Origin of the sequence: Burkholderia lata (genome assembly GCF_902499335.1) — a bacterium.
GTDB classification, from domain to species: Bacteria; Pseudomonadota; Gammaproteobacteria; order Burkholderiales; family Burkholderiaceae; genus Burkholderia; species Burkholderia lata_B.
Map to the genome: position 1 here is coordinate 756109 of NZ_CABVQK010000002.1, position 16203 is coordinate 772311.

Annotated in this window: 17 protein-coding genes and 1 tRNA gene; 3 read left to right on the forward strand and 15 right to left on the reverse strand. The window is 64.6% G+C overall.

From position 1 onward, the window contains the following. Positions 1 to 79: 79 nt before the first annotated feature. The 11 genes from pheS to BCO18175_RS07760 form a co-directional block, all read right to left on the reverse strand. Positions 80 to 1093, reverse strand: a complete 1014-nt coding sequence (pheS, locus tag BCO18175_RS07710; protein ID WP_041492813.1) for a phenylalanine--tRNA ligase subunit alpha — start codon at positions 1091 to 1093, stop codon at positions 80 to 82. A 148-nt stretch (positions 1094 to 1241) separates the two neighbouring features. Then, positions 1242 to 1601 (reverse strand): 50S ribosomal protein L20, encoded by a 360-nt coding sequence (rplT, locus tag BCO18175_RS07715; RefSeq protein ID WP_004192938.1) that lies wholly within the window; start codon positions 1599 to 1601, stop codon positions 1242 to 1244. Positions 1602 to 1630: 29 nt separating this feature from the next. After that, a complete protein-coding gene (gene rpmI / locus BCO18175_RS07720; protein ID WP_004191477.1) occupies positions 1631 to 1828 on the reverse strand; it encodes a 50S ribosomal protein L35 in 198 nt (65 codons plus the stop codon). A gap of 189 nt (positions 1829 to 2017) precedes the next feature. Continuing rightward, entirely contained in the window at positions 2018 to 2542 is a 525-nt protein-coding gene (gene infC / locus BCO18175_RS07725) for a translation initiation factor IF-3 (protein WP_071734130.1), read from the reverse strand. A 49-nt stretch (positions 2543 to 2591) separates the two neighbouring features. Beyond that, on the reverse strand, positions 2592 to 4499 hold the full coding sequence (thrS, locus tag BCO18175_RS07730; protein ID WP_174980094.1) for a threonine--tRNA ligase: 1908 nt from the start codon (positions 4497 to 4499) through the stop codon (positions 2592 to 2594). Positions 4500 to 4778: 279 nt separating this feature from the next. Beyond that, positions 4779 to 4855: transfer RNA gene (locus BCO18175_RS07735), tRNA-Val, on the reverse strand. 87 nt (positions 4856 to 4942) lie between these two features. Beyond that, positions 4943 to 7177 carry a RelA/SpoT family protein gene (locus tag BCO18175_RS07740; protein ID WP_174980095.1) on the reverse strand — a complete coding sequence of 745 codons (2235 nt, stop codon included), beginning with the start codon at positions 7175 to 7177 and terminating at the stop codon, positions 4943 to 4945. A gap of 39 nt (positions 7178 to 7216) precedes the next feature. Then, positions 7217 to 7570 (reverse strand): RidA family protein, encoded by a 354-nt coding sequence (locus BCO18175_RS07745; RefSeq protein ID WP_174969237.1) that lies wholly within the window; start codon positions 7568 to 7570, stop codon positions 7217 to 7219. Between the two features lie 80 nt (positions 7571 to 7650). Continuing rightward, positions 7651 to 8547 (reverse strand): alpha/beta fold hydrolase, encoded by an 897-nt coding sequence (locus BCO18175_RS07750; RefSeq protein WP_174980096.1) that lies wholly within the window; start codon positions 8545 to 8547, stop codon positions 7651 to 7653. Positions 8548 to 8662: 115 nt separating this feature from the next. Further along, positions 8663 to 9190 (reverse strand): hypothetical protein, encoded by a 528-nt coding sequence (locus BCO18175_RS07755; RefSeq protein WP_174980097.1) that lies wholly within the window; start codon positions 9188 to 9190, stop codon positions 8663 to 8665. A gap of 65 nt (positions 9191 to 9255) precedes the next feature. Next, the gene (locus BCO18175_RS07760) at positions 9256 to 10140 is read right to left on the reverse strand and encodes an EamA family transporter (RefSeq protein WP_174980098.1); all 885 of its coding nucleotides are present in this window, start codon (positions 10138 to 10140) and stop codon (positions 9256 to 9258) included. A 92-nt stretch (positions 10141 to 10232) separates the two neighbouring features. Here BCO18175_RS07760 and BCO18175_RS07765 point away from each other — a divergent pair, with 92 nt between their 5' ends. Further along, complete coding sequence (locus tag BCO18175_RS07765) at positions 10233 to 11171, forward strand: LysR substrate-binding domain-containing protein (RefSeq protein WP_174980099.1); 939 nt, start codon at positions 10233 to 10235, stop codon at positions 11169 to 11171. Positions 11172 to 11273: 102 nt separating this feature from the next. On the opposite strand, the gene BCO18175_RS07770 is transcribed toward BCO18175_RS07765, so the two are convergent. Together BCO18175_RS07770 and BCO18175_RS07775 are read right to left on the reverse strand one after the other, a co-directional pair. Continuing rightward, positions 11274 to 11915, reverse strand: coding sequence for a CoA transferase subunit B (locus tag BCO18175_RS07770; RefSeq protein ID WP_174912711.1), 642 nt, complete (start codon positions 11913 to 11915; stop codon positions 11274 to 11276). Between the two features lies 1 nt (position 11916). Beyond that, entirely contained in the window at positions 11917 to 12621 is a 705-nt protein-coding gene (locus tag BCO18175_RS07775) for a CoA transferase subunit A (protein ID WP_043182547.1), read from the reverse strand. A gap of 223 nt (positions 12622 to 12844) precedes the next feature. On the opposite strand from BCO18175_RS07775, the gene BCO18175_RS07780 reads away from it, so the two are divergent. Then, complete coding sequence (locus BCO18175_RS07780; protein ID WP_174912714.1) at positions 12845 to 13390, forward strand: LuxR C-terminal-related transcriptional regulator; 546 nt, start codon at positions 12845 to 12847, stop codon at positions 13388 to 13390. 105 nt (positions 13391 to 13495) lie between these two features. Here the strand turns inward: BCO18175_RS07780 and BCO18175_RS07785 are convergent, their stop codons facing one another. Beyond that, positions 13496 to 13927, reverse strand: a complete 432-nt coding sequence (locus tag BCO18175_RS07785) for an acyl-CoA thioesterase (protein ID WP_043182542.1) — start codon at positions 13925 to 13927, stop codon at positions 13496 to 13498. A 32-nt stretch (positions 13928 to 13959) separates the two neighbouring features. Continuing rightward, positions 13960 to 14742, reverse strand: a complete 783-nt coding sequence (locus tag BCO18175_RS07790) for an SDR family oxidoreductase (protein WP_011351770.1) — start codon at positions 14740 to 14742, stop codon at positions 13960 to 13962. A 178-nt stretch (positions 14743 to 14920) separates the two neighbouring features. Here BCO18175_RS07790 and BCO18175_RS07795 point away from each other — a divergent pair. Then, positions 14921 to 16203: NAD(P)/FAD-dependent oxidoreductase (locus tag BCO18175_RS07795; RefSeq protein ID WP_174980100.1), on the forward strand; the 1283-nt coding region annotated here is incomplete at its 3' end.

Sequence of the window (16203 nt, forward strand, 5' to 3'; positions counted from 1 at the left end):
ACAGGTTAGATCGACGCCCGGGCCCCGTCGGATCGTCCATCGGGGCGTGCTCGGGCACAGGTCGGCGCGGCGCGCGGCGTTACGCGAACTGGCGCAGGAAACGCAGGTCGTTCTCGAAGAACAGCCGGAGATCCTGGACACCGTAGCGCAGCATCGTCAAGCGCTCGAGGCCGCTGCCGAACGCAAAACCGATATAGCGCTCGGGATCGAGGCCCATGTTGCGAATCACGGTCGGATGCACCTGCCCCGAACCGGAGATCTCGAGCCACTTGCCGGCGTTCTTGCCTTGCTCGAACATCATGTCGATCTCGGCCGACGGTTCCGTGAACGGGAAATACGACGGACGGAAGCGCACGAGGATGTCGTCGCGCTCGAAGAATTTTTTCAGGAAGTCGGTATAGACGCCCTTGAGATCGGCGAAGCTGATGTTCTCGTCGATCCACAGCCCCTCGACCTGATTGAACATCGGCGAGTGGGTCGCATCGCTGTCGACGCGATACGTGCGGCCCGGCGCGATCACCTTGATCGGCGGACGGTTCATGCGCGCGTAACGCACCTGCATCGGGCTCGTGTGTGTGCGCAGCAGCAGCTGGCGGCCGTCGGCATCCTTGCCTTCGACGTAGAAGGTATCCTGCATCGAACGCGCCGGATGGTTCTCCGGGCTGTTCAGCGACGTGAAGTTGTACCAGTCGGTCTCGATCTCGGGGCCGTCGGCCACATCGAAGCCGATCGAGCCGAAAATCTGTTCGACACGCTCCCACGTGCGCATCACCGGGTGCAGGCTGCCTGCACCGGCGCCACGGCCCGGCAACGTCACGTCGATCGCTTCGGCAGTGAGACGCTGATTCAGCAGCGCGTCGGCCAGTGCCTGACGGCGCGCGGTCAGCGCGGCTTCAACCTGCTGCTTCACGACGTTGATGCGTGCGCCTTCGGTCTTGCGTGCTTCGGGATCGAGCTTGCCGAGGCCCTTCAGCAACTCGGTCAGCGCACCCGACTTGCCGAGAAATCGTGCTTTCTCGTTTTCGAGCGTGGTGATGTCGGCAGCCTGTTCGAAGGACTGCTGCGCGTCGGCGACAATCTGGTCCAGATCCATAGATCCCATCATTTCCAACGTCATTCGGTCTTGGCGAGCGAAATCGCCCACCAAACAAAAAAGGGGCTCGGAAGAGCCCCGTTTTCGCTGCAGCGGCCGAGACTACCGGAACATCGCTGCAACTAACCACGCAGTGCTAATTTCGCAATTAGGCTGCAACGGCGGCTTTCACCTGCTTGACGATCGCAGCAAAAGCAGCCTTGTCGAACACCGCCATGTCGGCCAGAACCTTACGGTCGAGTTCGATCGACGCCTTCTTCAGGCCGTTGATGAACACGCTGTAGGTCATGTCGTGCTGGCGAACTGCCGCGTTGATACGCGTGATCCACAGTGCGCGGAACACACGCTTCTTGTTGCGGCGATCGCGGTACGCGTACTGACCAGCACGCATCACCGCCTGCTTGGCGATGCGGTAGACGTTATTGCGGCGGCCGCGATAACCCTTGGCCAGGTTGATGATCTTCTTGTGGCGGGCCCGTGCGGTTACCCCACGTTTGACTCGAGGCATGTTTCTCTCCTTAGAGTATCAGTTAGGGGTTACGCGAACGGCAGCATCGCGCGGACGGAGTTCAGATCGGAATCATGAACTGCCGTTGCGCCGCGCAGGTGACGCTTGTTCTTCGTGGTTTTCTTGGTCAGGATGTGACGCTTGAAGGCTTGACCGCGCTTGACGGTACCGCCCGGACGCACCACGAAGCGCTTTGCAGCACTCTTCTTGGTCTTCATCTTAGGCATGACGAACAACTCCAGTTTATTAGATGGCGATGGGTGTGCGGTTGGCTTGCGCCCTTGACCCGCCCTTCGAAACCCAGTCCACTTGTGTACGGCGAACCGCTTGCGCAGCCGCCGTCATTGCTGGCACGCCGCCCTGACCGGGCAACGCGCCGAACCACTGCGAACCTGCGCGCGAAGCGCGCGGGCCCGTTACTTCTTTTTCTTCGGCGAGAGCACCATGATCATCTGGCGCCCTTCCATCTTCGGCATCTGCTCGACCTGGCCGACTTCCTCGAGATCCGTGCGCAGACGCTCAAGCATCCGCATACCGATTTCCTGGTGAGCCATTTCGCGGCCGCGGAAACGCAACGTGATCTTCGTCTTGTCGCCTTCTTCGAGGAAGCGCACGAGATTGCGGAGCTTGACGTTGTAGTCACCGTCATCGGTACCCGGGCGGAACTTGACTTCCTTGACCTGGATGACCTTCTGCTTCAGCTTCGCTTCGTGCTGCTTCTTCGATTCCTGGTACTTGAACTTGCCGTAATCCATCAGACGGCAAACCGGGGGAACCGCTTGCGGCGCGATTTCCACCAGGTCAACATCCAGTTCTTCCGATTTACGGAAAGCATCAGCGAGTTTTACGATACCGAGCGGTTCGTTCTCGATCCCGACCAGACGCACTTCCGGCGCAGTGATTTCACCGTTGATGCGGTGCGACGACTTATCAGTAGCGATGTTACGTTTCCTCTAAAAATTAAAAAAACGAGCCGCGCTGCCAGGGCGGTTACTTGAACGAGCGCAGGTCTTCCTGCAGACGCTCAACGAAGGCTTCGACCGGCATCACGCCAAGATCGACGCCGCCACGGGCACGCACGGCTACCGTTTGCGCATCACGCTCCTTATCACCCACGACGAGGAGATAAGGCACCTTTTCCAGCGTGTGCTCGCGTATTTTATAGCTAATCTTCTCATTGCGCAAATCGGCCGCCACTCTAACCCCTTGTTTTTGCAACGATTGGGCCAGAGATTGCGCATATTCGGCCTGACTTTCGGCGATATTGAGCACAACTGCCTGGAACGGCGCGAGCCAGGCCGGCATCGCACCAGCGTGGTGCTCGATCAAAATGCCGAGGAAACGCTCCATCGAACCGACGATCGCACGGTGCAGCATCACCGGACGGCGACGGCTGCTGTCATCCGCGACATACTCGGCGCCGAGGCGCTCCGGCAGCACCATGTCGAGCTGCAGCGTGCCGCACTGCCACGAACGGCCGAGCGCATCCTTGATGTGGTACTCGATCTTCGGGCCGTAGAACGCGCCCTCACCCGGCAACTCTTCCCACGTGAGGCCGCAGGCCGTCAGCGCGTCGCGCAGGCCCTGCTCGGCGCGATCCCACGTCTCGTCCGTACCCGCGCGTTGCTCCGGGCGCAGCGACAGCTTGATGTCGATGTGATCGAAACCGAAGTCCTTGTACACGCTCATTGCCAGCGTGTTGAACGCGATCGATTCCGAGATGAACTGGTCTTCCGTACAGAAGATGTGCGCATCGTCCTGTACGAAACCGCGCACGCGCATCAGGCCGTGCAGCGCGCCCGATGCCTCGTTGCGGTGGCACGAACCGAATTCCGCATAACGCAGCGGCAGGTCGCGGTACGAGCGCAGGCCGTGCTTGAACACCTGGACGTGGCCCGGGCAGTTCATCGGCTTGATCGCGTAGTCGCGCTTCTCCGACTCCGTCGTGAACATGTTCTCGCGGTAGTTCTGCCAGTGGCCCGACGCTTCCCACAGCGAGCGGTCCATGATCATCGGCGTCTTGATCTCGAGGTAGCCGGCTTCGTTCACGCGGCGGCGCATGTACTGCTCGACCTGCTGCCACAGCGCCCAGCCCTTCGGATGCCAGAACACCATGCCCGGCGACTCTTCCTGCATGTGGAACAGGTCGAGCTGCTTGCCGAGCTTGCGGTGGTCGCGCTTTTCCGCTTCCTCGAGCATGTGCAGGTACTGATCCTGGTCTTCCTTCTTCGTCCAGGCCGTACCGTAGATGCGCTGCAACTGCTCGTTCTTCGAATCGCCGCGCCAGTAAGCGCCCGCGACCTTCATCAGCTTGAAGACCTTCATCTTGCCGGTGGACGGCACGTGCGGGCCGCGGCACAGGTCGGTGAAGCCGCCATGCGAGTACAGCTTGATTTCGTCGCTTTGCGGAATCGACTCGATGATCTCGGCCTTGTACTTCTCGCCGATGCTGCGGAAGTAGCCCGCCGCCTCGTCGCGCGACACGACGCGGCGCGTCACGGGCTCGTCCTTCTTCGCGAGCTCCTGCATGCGCTTTTCGATCTTTTCCAGATCTTCGGGCGTAAACGGACGGTTGTACGAGAAGTCGTAATAGAACCCGTTGTCGATCACCGGGCCGATCGTCACCTGCGCATCCGGATACAGATCCTTCACCGCATACGCGAGCAAGTGAGCGGTCGAGTGACGGATGATGTCGAGGCCGTCGGCATCCTTGTCCGTGATGATCGCGAGCGACGCGTCACGGTCGATCACGGCCGACGTATCGACGAGCTCGCCATCGATCTTGCCACCAAGCGCAGCCTTCGCAAGGCCGGGACCGATCGAGGCTGCAACCTCGGCAACTGTCACCGGATGCTCGTATTGTCGAACTGAGCCGTCAGGCAAGCGTATCGAAACCATAGCAATCTCCGTGATGCCGACAGTGGGCGGCAGACCAGGTACGCGATTTAAGAATCACGCGGGAAAATTTCGCGACAAAAAAAATGCGGCCCCGCTTTCGAGGGGCCGCATTCGATACTTCACTCAAACTGAAAGGGCGAAAGGGCGAAAGGGTTCCTCGACTAGCGTCGCTCCGAAAAAGTTTCGGTCAACGTTCGCGGTGTCATAACCGTATTCGCCTTGTTCGCGTTGAGTTATTTGCTGCATCGAACACCCGGAGACCGGGCATTCTCAATTCGTTGGTAGGCTCGATTGGACTCGAACCAACGACCCCCACCATGTCAAGGTGGTGCTCTAACCAGCTGAGCTACGAGCCTAGTGAAGCTAAGATTATATGGAGCCGTTACCCGCTTGGCAAGTATTTTTATGCGGTCGCAGCAAAATAACGGGGTTCGAGCCCCACATCATGCCTTCCGCCCGGCCCGCACGACGCCCTGCACCTCGCCGAGCAGCGTGCACGCGCGCTGCACCTGCGCCGAGTTCGACACCTCGACCGTGAACTGCATGAATGCCGCGTTGCGGCGGCTCTGCGTCTTCACGCCCACCACGTTCATCTTCTCGCGCGCGAACACTTCGGAGATGTCGCGCAGCAACCCTTGCCGGTCGCTCGCCTCGATCATCAGGTCGACCGGATAGACGGACGCGCCGCGCCCGCCGAGCACGTCGGCCGACCAGGTCGTCTGCAGCACGCGTTCCGGCGCGCGCTCGACCATCCGGCGGAACGTCGGGCAATCGGTGCGGTGGATCGACATCCCCTTGCCGCGCGTGACGAAACCGCTGATCGGATCGGGCGGCGCCGGACGGCAGCAGCGCGCGAGCTGGGTCAGCAGCGCGTCGACCCCCACGACCAGCACGCCGGTCGACGCGCCGTGCGCGACGCTCGCGCCGCTGCTGCGCTTCTCGAAATCAGCAGGTGCTTCGGGCGTCGGTTCGGGCGGCGGCGCATCGGACAGCGCGTGCTCGACATTGCGCAGGCTGAACTCTTCCTTGCCCACGACCGAGAACAGATCCTCGGGCGACTTGAAGCCGAGCTTCGCGGCGAGGTTGTCCAGGTTGACCGACGTCTTGCCCTCGCGTTGCAGCGTCTTTTCGACGAGCGCGCGGCCATGCGCGACGTTTTCTTCCTGCTCGATCGAGTTGAACCACGCCCGCACTTTCTGGCGCGCGCGCGGGCTCTTCATATAGCCGAGCTGCAGGTTCAGCCAGTCGCGCGACGGCCCGCCCTCCTTCACCGCGACGATCTCGACCGTCTGGCCGTTTGCGAGCGGCGTGTTGAGCGGCACCATCGCGCCGTCGACGCGCGCGCCACGGCACCGATGGCCGAGTTCGCTGTGCAGGTGGTACGCGAAATCGACCGGCGTCGCGCCCTGCGGCAACGCGATCACGCGCGCCTGCGGCGTCAGCACGTAGATATGGTCGTCATCGAGCGACGTCTCGCGCAATTGCGCCCACGCCTTGTCGCCCGACTTTTCCGCGCCGTCCTCGACGTCATCCTTCCACGCGAGCAGCTGGCGCAGCCATGCAATCTTCTCGTCGTACTTGTCGCTCGCCGAGAACTGGCCACCGTAGCCGCGCGCGCCGGCCTCCTTGTAGCGCCAGTGCGCAGCGACGCCGTACTCCGCGAAACGGTGCATCTCATGCGTACGGATCTGCACTTCGAACGCACGGCCGTCATCGCCGATCACGACCGTATGCAGCGACTTGTAGCCGTTCGGCTTCGGCCGCGAGATGTAGTCGTCGAATTCCTTCGGCACCGGCTGCCACAGGTGGTGCACGATGCCGAGCACCGCATAGCAATCCTTGATGTCCGGCACGATCACGCGAAATGCGCGCACGTCGTACAGCTCGGAGAAATCGAGCTCCTTGCCGCGCATCTTGCGCCAGATGCTGTAGATATGCTTCGGCCGGCCGCTCACATCGGCCTGGATGTGCGCGTCCGCCAGCTCTTGCTGCAACCGGTCGATCGCCTGCGTGACGTACGCTTCGCGCTCGATGCGCTTCTCGTCGAGCAGCTTCGCGATCCGCTTGTAGGTGACGGGATCCTCGAAGCGGAACGCGAGATCCTCGAGTTCCCACTTCAGTTGCCAGATACCGAGACGGTTCGCGAGCGGCGCATAGATCTCGAGCGTCTCGCGCGCGACGTCGGGCGGCGGGTCGATCTTCGCGGCCGCGTAATAGCGCAGCGACTGCAAGCGCGATGCGAGCCGGATCAGCACCACGCGGATGTCTTGCGCGAACGCAAGCAGCATCTTGCGCAGCGCCTCGATCTGCGTGCGCCGCTCTTCCGCCGCGTCGCGCCCAGCGTCGGGTACCGCGTTCTGCGCGGCACGCAGGCTGACGGTACCGAGCCGCAACAGCTTGCGCACGTCGGACACGAGCCGTGCCACTTCGTCGCCGAAACGCTCGGTGAGTTCACGCTCGGGGTCGCTCAGGTGCGGCGTCAGCACGAACAGCGCGGCTGCCTGCATCGCGTGCGGATCGACGTTCAGCGTGCGCATGATCGACGCCGTGCCCGCCGAGTGATCGGCGAGCAGTTCGCCCGACGACAGGCGCACGTCACCGGCCCGCTCGCGCACGAACGCGAGCACGTCGTCGAACGACGGCGCCGCGACGGGGGATGCGGAAACGGACTCGGTCATTGCTCGGCCTGGCGTATTGCGATCATCGTCGGGCTATGTTCAGCTCCGCTGCGCGGCGACGACCACGATTTCGACGAGCAGCGCGGGATCCGCGAGCTTCGCTTCGACGGTCGCACGCGGCGGCGTGTTGCCCTGCGCGACCCACGCATCCCACTCCGCATTCATGCCTTCGAAGTTCGCCAGATCCGAGATGTAGATCTGCACCGACAGCAGATGTGCCTTGTCGCTGTTCGCTTCGGCGAGCAGGCGGTCGATGTGGCCGAGCACTTCGCGCGTCTGGCCGTTGATGTCCTGCGTGGTGTCTTCGGCGATCTGGCCGGCCAGATACACGGTACCGTTGTGGATCGCGGTTTCGGAGAGACGGGCCCCGACGTGGTGACGAATGACTGCCATGGAATGTTCCGGTCGTGAGTGAATGGAGATTCGGGCGACGACACGGCCCGCGTGCCGCCGAACCGCATATTATGACGCGTTTATGCGCCGCCTTCGACGAAAAACCGCCGCGCGAGCGCAATCTGGCTGGCGTCGATGAACGCCGGCGCGTGGCCCGCCCCCGGAATCTCGGCGTGCGTCACGTGCCGGCCGCGACGCACCATGTCGGCCACCGTCTCGCGCGACAGCAGGTCGGACGTCTCGCCACGCACGACGAGCAGCGATGCGTCCGTCGTCTCGATGGCGCGCCACAGCGCGGCCTCGCCGAGCGCCGCCAGTTCGGGCGTCGTCGCCTTGAACGGTTCGGCGATGCGCGGATCGTAGCGGATCGTCCAGCCACCTTCGGGCAGCTCGCGCAGCAGCGGCCCGTTGATCTCGCGCCACTCGTCGGCGCTCAGCGCACCGAACGGCAGCGACAGCGACGTCAGGTAGTCGATGCCCTCCTGCTCGGTCGCAAAGCGCGGCTGCACGCCGAGATATTCGCCGATGCGCGTCAGCGAATCGGGTTCGATGCGCGGGCCGACGTCGTTGACGATCATCCGGCTCAGCGGCGAACCGGGCAGCCCCGCGAACGCCATGCCGATCAGCCCGCCCATCGACGTGCCGAACCAGTCGACCGATTCGACGTCGATCCGCGCGATCAGCGTCACCATGTCGGCCACGTACTGCGGAATCGCATAGAGCCGCGGATCGGCCAGCCAGTCCGACTGGCCGCGCCCGACGACATCGGGACAGACGACGCGATACGTATCGGACAGCGCAGCGGCAAGCCGGTCGAAATCGCGCCCGGAACGGGTCAGGCCATGCACGCAGACCAGCACGCGCGGGTTGGCGGGATCGCCCCATTCGGTATAGGCGACGTGGTGAAGGCCGGCCGCGCTCGCGCACTGCACGCGCCGCTGGCGAGGGATCGAGGAATTCACGGAAGAAGTGGGCATCGGAGGCATCCTGTCGAACGGTGCGGTGCGACGCGATGACGTGCGCCGGCCCGGCCCGAAGGATGGGCGGGGACGCAACTGATTGTAAACCCGTTCCGGATCACGAGTCGGTTCATCACGCCCGCAGGCGCTCGAGTCGCACGCGGCACCGGCAAATCGGGCGTCGTACTTCATGCTCGGCCGGGTAGAAAGAAACCGGCGGGCGGCGACACGCTGTTCCCCCTCGCCACCCGCCGTACCTCGCCCATGCGGTCGCGAACGGCGCGTCCGCCAGGCGATCGCGCGACCAGCCCCAACGGCTTGGCACCGCGGCGTCGGCCAGCGTGTAACGGAAGCCGCTCAGCGGAGCGCCGATCGCCCGCGCGATCTCGCGCTCCGACGTGCCGCGATAGCGGAACCGCGCGCGAGTCGCGTCGAAGACGTGATCGCGCTTCGACACGACGGTGTCGTACAACGCGACCACGCCGGTCGGCAACTCGGCCCCGACGAACCAGTTGTCGACCGGCTCGGGCCGCATCAGGAAGCCGCCGCGCCCGGGCGATGCCGACGCGACGCGTGCGGCATCCGGGCACGCACCGAAGCGCGCCGCATCGTCGTGCAGATCGCGAAACCGACAGGAAAGAGATTGCGCGGCTGCAGGCACGGCGCCGCGAACGCACCGTCGTTGCGCCGGCTTGTTATGGCCAGAACGTCCTGGCTACTTCATCTTCACTTCTGCACGACCGCGCCGATGCTCGCGCCGACCACGCACAGCGTGCCGGCAATCTGCAGCGCCCCCATCGGCTGGGCCAGCACGACGAAGCCGATCGCCGCCGCGATCGCGGGCTCGGCGCTCATCAGGATGCCGAATGCCGACGCACTCATCCGCCGCAGCGCGATCAGTTCCAGCACATACGGGAACAGCGGGACCAGCACCGCCAGATACGCGGCATCGACCAGTTGCCCGGCCGGCAGATGGCCGCCGCTTTGCGCGAGCCCGAACGGCGTGGTCACGAGCGCGGCCACGATCAACGACGTCGCAAGCCCCTGCAATCCATCGAACAGCGTGCCGACGCGCTTCATCAGCAGGATGTACGCAGCCCAGCCAAGCGCCGAGCCGACCGGAAAGATCAGCGCGGCCGGCGTCGCCACCCACATGCCGTCCTGCCGCGCCAGCAGCAGCACGCCCGTCAGCGCAAGCACCGGCCACACCAGCATCGCCGGCTTGCGCACGCCGAACGTGGCAACCGCCAGCGGCCCGAGGAAGTTGATCGCAACGGCCAGCCCGAGCGGCACGCGCCTGACCGCCGCGAAAAAGCACAGCGTCATCGCGGCCATCGCACCGCCGAGCGCGATCGCGGCAATCCAGCGCTGCCGGGAATACGTATGGAGCGGCGGTCGCACGACGATCGCCAGCGCGAGTGCGGCGAAGCAAAGCCGCAACCATGTGGTGCTGACCGTGCCATATTCGATCGTCGCCGGCCGCGACAGCGCGGCGCCGAGTTGCACGCTGCACATCGACGCAACGGCAAGCAACGGCGCGACCGCATGCGCAAACGACGAGGACGCGCGCTCGGCGCCATTCGGTCGTGCAGTGCTCAATTCGTCGCTCATTCGGTCGCTCCAGGTCGATGACACGACGATCCTAACCGCGGCCGCACGCTTGATATAAGCTGATAATTCTTATGCTCGCATCAGGAAAATTGATGATCCGCGATCTCGACAGCACGCTGCTGCGCACGTTCGTGACGGTGGTCGAAACAGGCAGCGTCAGCGATGCGGCAACGGCACTCCATCGCACGCAGGCAGCCGTCAGCATGGCGCTGCGCCGACTCGAGGACGAAGTCGGCCAGCGCCTGCTCGAACGCTCGTCGCGCGGCGTGAAGCCGACGGCGGCCGGCAGCGTGCTGCTGCCCTATGCACACCAGTTGCTGAACGTCGGGCTCGCCGCGCGCGCCGCGCTCAACGCCGGCGATATCTCGGGCACCGTTCGGCTCGGCATCCTCGAGGACATCGCCGTCGGCCATCTGCCGCATGCGTTGCGGCAGTTCGCGGCATCGTTTCCGCGCGTCGCGCTCGAGATCGTTGTCGATTCGAGCCCCTCGCTGTCGCAGCGGCTCGCGACCCATACGCTCGACTTCGTCATCGGCGACCCCGCGCTGATCCGGGCCGAACCGCTCGCCACCTGGCGCCATCCGCTTCGCTGGGCCGCCGCGCGTGCGCAGAACGCGCTGCCGCGCGACGAACCCTTACCGCTCGTCGCATTCGGCGGCACGTGCCCGTGGCAGGAGAAACTGTTCACGGCGCTGCGTGAAGCCGGCCTCGCGTGGCGCGTCGTCTGCACGAGCACGAGTCTGTCCGCCATCCAGTCGGCTGTCGAAGCCGGCCTCGGCGTCGCAGTGCTGCTCGACCGGAACGTGCGCGGCGATACGATGCGCGTGCTCGACCCGCAGGCCGCCGGGCTACCCACACCGCCTGCCGCGGACTTCGGTCTGTTCAGCCATGCGGATGCCGGCGACCGCACGTCGGCGGCCGCAACGCTGCAGCGCTTCCTGTTTCATGCGTTGCAGCTCGGCTCGCCTGACACCGACGACGACACGCCGGCAACCGGGCGCAGCCTCGCGTCGTTGCGGGTCGCCGTCTGACGCGTCCGCCGCAACCTCCGGAGAGCCGCTGCAGCGGCCCGGAAACGAAAACGCCCCGCATGCCTGCCGGCATGCGGGGCGAATCGCTTCGCGCCGAAAGACTCAGCCCACCGCGCTCACGTCGAGCGGTGCGCCCGTCTTCGCCTTGATCTCGTCGGCGCTCACGCCATCGGCGAGTTCGAGGACCTTCAGGCCGGACGGCGTCACTTCGATCACGCCGAGATCGGTGATGATCAGGTCGACCACGCCGACACCCGTCAGCGGCAGGTTGCATTCCTCGAGGATCTTGTGCTGGTCGCCCTTCGCGACATGCTCCATCAGCACGACGACGCGCTTCACGCCGGCGACGAGATCCATTGCGCCGCCCATCCCCTTGATCATCTTGCCGGGGATCATCCAGTTCGCGAGGTCGCCCTGCTTGCTGACCTGCATCGCGCCGAGGATCGCGAGGTTGATGTGGCCGCCGCGAATCATCGCGAACGAATCGGCCGACGAGAAGATCGACGAGCCCGGCAGCGTCGTGACGGTCTGCTTGCCGGCGTTGATGAGATCGGCGTCGACTTCGTCTTCGGTCGGCGACGGGCCGATGCCGAGCAGGCCGTTCTCTGACTGCAGCCACACCTCGACGCCTTCCGGCACGTGGTTCGCGACGAGCGTCGGCAGGCCGATGCCGAGGTTCACGTAGAAGCCGTCCTGCAGTTCCTTCGCCGCGCGCGCGGCCATCTGATCACGATTCCAGGCCATGTCAGTCTCCTTTCGCGCGTACGACGCGTTGTTCGATGCGTTTTTCGGGCGTCGCGTTCAGCACGATGCGCTGCACGAAAATCCCCGGCGTGTGGATGTGGTCCGGATCGAGCTCGCCGTTCTCGACGATCTCCTCGACCTCCGCGACGGTGATCTTGCCGGCCATCGCGCACATCGGGTTGAAGTTGCGCGCGGTGCGGCGAAAGATCAGGTTGCCGGACTTGTCGGCCTTCCAGGCCTTCACGAGCGCGACATCGGCCGTGAGCGACGGCTCGAGCACATAGTGGCGATCGCCGAACTGGCGCGTCTCCTTGCCTTCCGCGATCACGGTGCCGTAGCCCGTGTTCGTAAAGAACGCGGGGATGCCCGCACCGCCCGCGCGCAGCTTCTCGGCGAGCGTGCCTTGCGGCGTGAATTCGAGCTCGAGTTCGCCGGCCAGGTACTGGCGCTCGAACTCCTTGTTCTCGCCGACGTACGACGAGATCATCTTCTTGATCTGGCGCGTTTCCAGCAGCAGGCCGAGGCCGAAGCCGTCGACGCCCGCGTTGTTGCTGATGCAGGTGATGCCCTTGACGGCCGAATCACGCAACGCCGCGATCAGCGCCTCGGGAATGCCGCACAGGCCGAAGCCGCCCACCGCGAAGGTCTGTCCGTCGCGGACGATCCCTTCCAGCGCGGCAGCCGCGCTTGGATAGACTTTGTTCATCAGTTGTCCCTTCCTCTATGGAAACCAGCGAAACCGGTTCACGCGCCCACCTGGGCCGCAAGCCCGCCGCATCATTCTATGCATGCACGGCGATGCCTGCGTCGAGGCGCGCTGTTTTTATGTCGCGGCAAACCGCCACGAGATGCCTGAAAGGGTACGATGCGGCGCGGATGCGGCACAATACGCAAAAATACATAAGCGTTTGCCTCCGCTTGCCTGCGCCATGCCCGCTCTCGATTACCAGACTGCCTTCCACCTCGCGCCGCTCGGCCTCGTCCTGTCGCGCGACCGCGTGATCGAGGATTGCAACGACGCGCTCGCGTCGATCTTCCGCTGCGAGCGGGCCGACCTGATCGGGAAATCGTACGAGGTGCTCTACCCGTCAACGGACGAATTCCAGCGAATCGGCGAACGGATCTCGCGCGTGATGGCCGCGAACGGCATCTACTCGGATGACAGAATCATGAAACGGGCGGGCGGCGAGCTGTTCTGGTGCCACGTCACCGGCCGCGCGCTCGATCGCACCGCGCCGCTTGCGGCGGGCGTCTGGACCTTCGAGGATTTGAGCGCGACGCGCCGGGTCGCCGTCGAACTGACCCCGCGCGAGCGCGAGATCGCCGCGCAGCTCGCGACCGGCAAGACCAGCAAGCAGATCGGGCGCGTGCTCGACATCAGCCCGCGTACGGTCGACATCTACCGCGCACGGCTGATGCGCAAGTACGGGACCAACAATACGCCGGAGCTGCTGCAGCGCCTGCTCGGGCAGTGAACGACGGCGTCCGAACGACAATCGGCTGCGCATGGCGGCCGATTCGGGAAACAACGGGCATGGCGTGCCACCGGCGGCCTGGCGCCGGCCTCGCCGACTCGACGCTCAGCCGACCTTCGTCGCGAGCGCACGCTCGATCGTGTCGCGCAGCAACTGGGGCAGCGGCACCGACTTGCCGAGCGCGTAGTCGACCCACACGCAGCGCGCATTGCCGCGCGCGTAGACGTGCTGCGGATCGTCGGCGCGCGTCAGCTCGAAACCCGTGTCGAAGCTGCTGCGGCCGGGTTTCGCAGCCGACATCTTCGCGATCACGTCGCCCGGATAGTGCAGTTGCTTGAGAAACTCCATCGACGCCGTGACGATGACGGGCCCCTGCCCCTCGCCGTTACCGCCGGCGATGCCCAGCTCCTCGAACCACGAGATCCGCGCCTGCTCCATGTAACGGAAATAGACCGTGTTGTTCACATGGCCGAACGCGTCCATGTCGCCCCAGCGGATCGGCATCGACATCTCAAAAACGGGGGAATAATCGCTCATTGCAGTCTTCTTTGTTGCTGAATGTCATCCGCTCAGGCGAGGCCGAAGCCGTCGTCGGCGGAGATAATCGAGCCATTGATGAACTGCGACTCGTCGGCCGCGAGCAGCAACAACAGCCCGTCGAGATCCTGCGGCTTGCCGACGCGCCGGCGCGGCAGCATCGACTGCAGCTTCTGGCCCTGCTCGGTTTCCCACAGGTAATGATTGATTTCGGTATCGATATAGCCCGGACAGATCGCGTTGACGTTGATCCCGTGGCGCCCCCACTCGAGCGCCATCGCGCGCGTCATCTGCACGACCGCCGCCTTGCTCATCGCGTACAGCCCGATCTGCGGAAACACGCGCAGCCCGGCCACCGACGCGATGTTGATGATCCGGCACGGCGGCTTGCCGTTGCCGCTTCCGTTCGCGCGCATGATCATCCGCTTCGCGACTTCCTGCGCGACGAAAAATGCGCCGCGCGTGTTGGTATCGAACACGAACTCGAAATCCGCCGGCGTCACGTCGACGAGCTTCTGCATCGTCGAGACGCCCGAATTGTTCACGAGGATGTCGATCGTACCGGCTTCCGTCTCCGCGTGCGCGACCGCCGCCTTGATGCTCTGGACGTCGGTGACGTCGAGCGACACGACGTGCGCGGCACCGCCCGCCGCCTCGATCTCGGCACGCAGCTCCTTCAGGCGCTCGACGCGACGGCTCGCGAGCACGACCTTCGCACCGGCCTGCGACAGCACCTGCGCAAAGCGCTGCCCGAGGCCGCTCGACGCACCCGTGACCAGCGCAACCTTGCCTTCCAGATTGATCGACCGACCCATTTGCACTTCCCCTTTCGATGTCGTTTCGCCGCCACGGGCAGCATGGCCCGAACGGCATTACCCTAGCACGAAAATAGAACGATCGTGCTAATCTAGCCGCATGCTGTTGCGGCAAGCGTTTCGTTTCGCAGACAATACGCTCCCGAATAAAAGCATTCTAACGGTTAGAGGAACGCCAATGACCCCCGCAAGCCTCATCGAGCAATACGGCCCGCGCGAATCGATGGAATACGACGTCGTGATCGTCGGCGGCGGCCCCGCCGGGCTGTCGGCGGCGATCCGGCTCAAGCAGCTGGCCGCCGAGAAAGGCACCGAGATCGGCGTGTGCGTGCTCGAGAAGGGTTCCGAGATCGGCGCGCACATCCTGTCGGGCGCGGTGATGGACCCGCGCGCGATCAACGAACTGTTCCCCGACTGGAAGGAACGCGGCGTACCGCTCGACGTCGAGGTGACGGAAGACCGCTTCCTGTTCCTGTCCGAGAAGAGCGCGGTCACCACGCCGAACTGGGCGCTGCCCGCCAACTTCCAGAACCACGGCAACTACGTGATTTCGCTGGGCAACGTCACGCGCTGGCTGGGGGCACAGGCCGAAGCGCTGGGCGTCGAGATCTTCCCCGGCTTCCCCGCCGCCGAGATCCTGTACAACGACGACGGCTCGGTGAAGGGCGTCGCGACCGGCAACATGGGCGTGGGCAAGGACGGCGAGCCGACCGAGAACTTCCAGCTCGGCATGGAGCTGCACGCGAAGTACACGCTGTTCGCCGAAGGCTGCCGCGGCCACCTCGGCCGCCAGCTGATCTCGAAGTTCAAGCTCGACGCGAACGCGGATCCGCAGGCGTACGGGATCGGCATCAAGGAACTGTGGGAGATCGATCCGGCGAAGCACAAGCCGGGCCTCGTGATCCACACGGCCGGCTGGCCGCTGAAGTCGGATACGTACGGCGGCTCGTTCCTGTATCACATGGACAACAACCAGGTCGTGGTCGGCTTCGTGGTGGGCCTCGGCTATACGAACCCGTACCTGTCGCCGTTCGAGGAATTCCAGCGCTACAAGACGCACCCGTCGATCCGCGCGTTCCTGGAAGGCGGCAAGCGCGTGTCGTACGGCGCGCGTGCGATCACGGCCGGCGGGCTGCTGTCGCTACCGAAGACGGTGTTCCCGGGCGGCGCGCTGATCGGCGACGACGCGGGCTTCCTGAACGCCTCGCGGATCAAGGGCAGCCACGCGGCGATCAAGACCGGCATGCTGGCGGCCGACGCCGCGTTCGACGCGGTGCAGGCCGGCCGCCAGAGCGACGAGCTCAACGCGTACCCGGACGCCTTCAAGCAGTCGTGGCTGTACACGGAGCTGTACCGCGCGCGCAACTTCAAGCAGTGGATGGCCAAGGGCCTGTACCTCGGCACGCTGATGGTCGGGCTCGAGCAGAAGCTGATGGGCGGCAACGTGCCGTGGACGCTGCA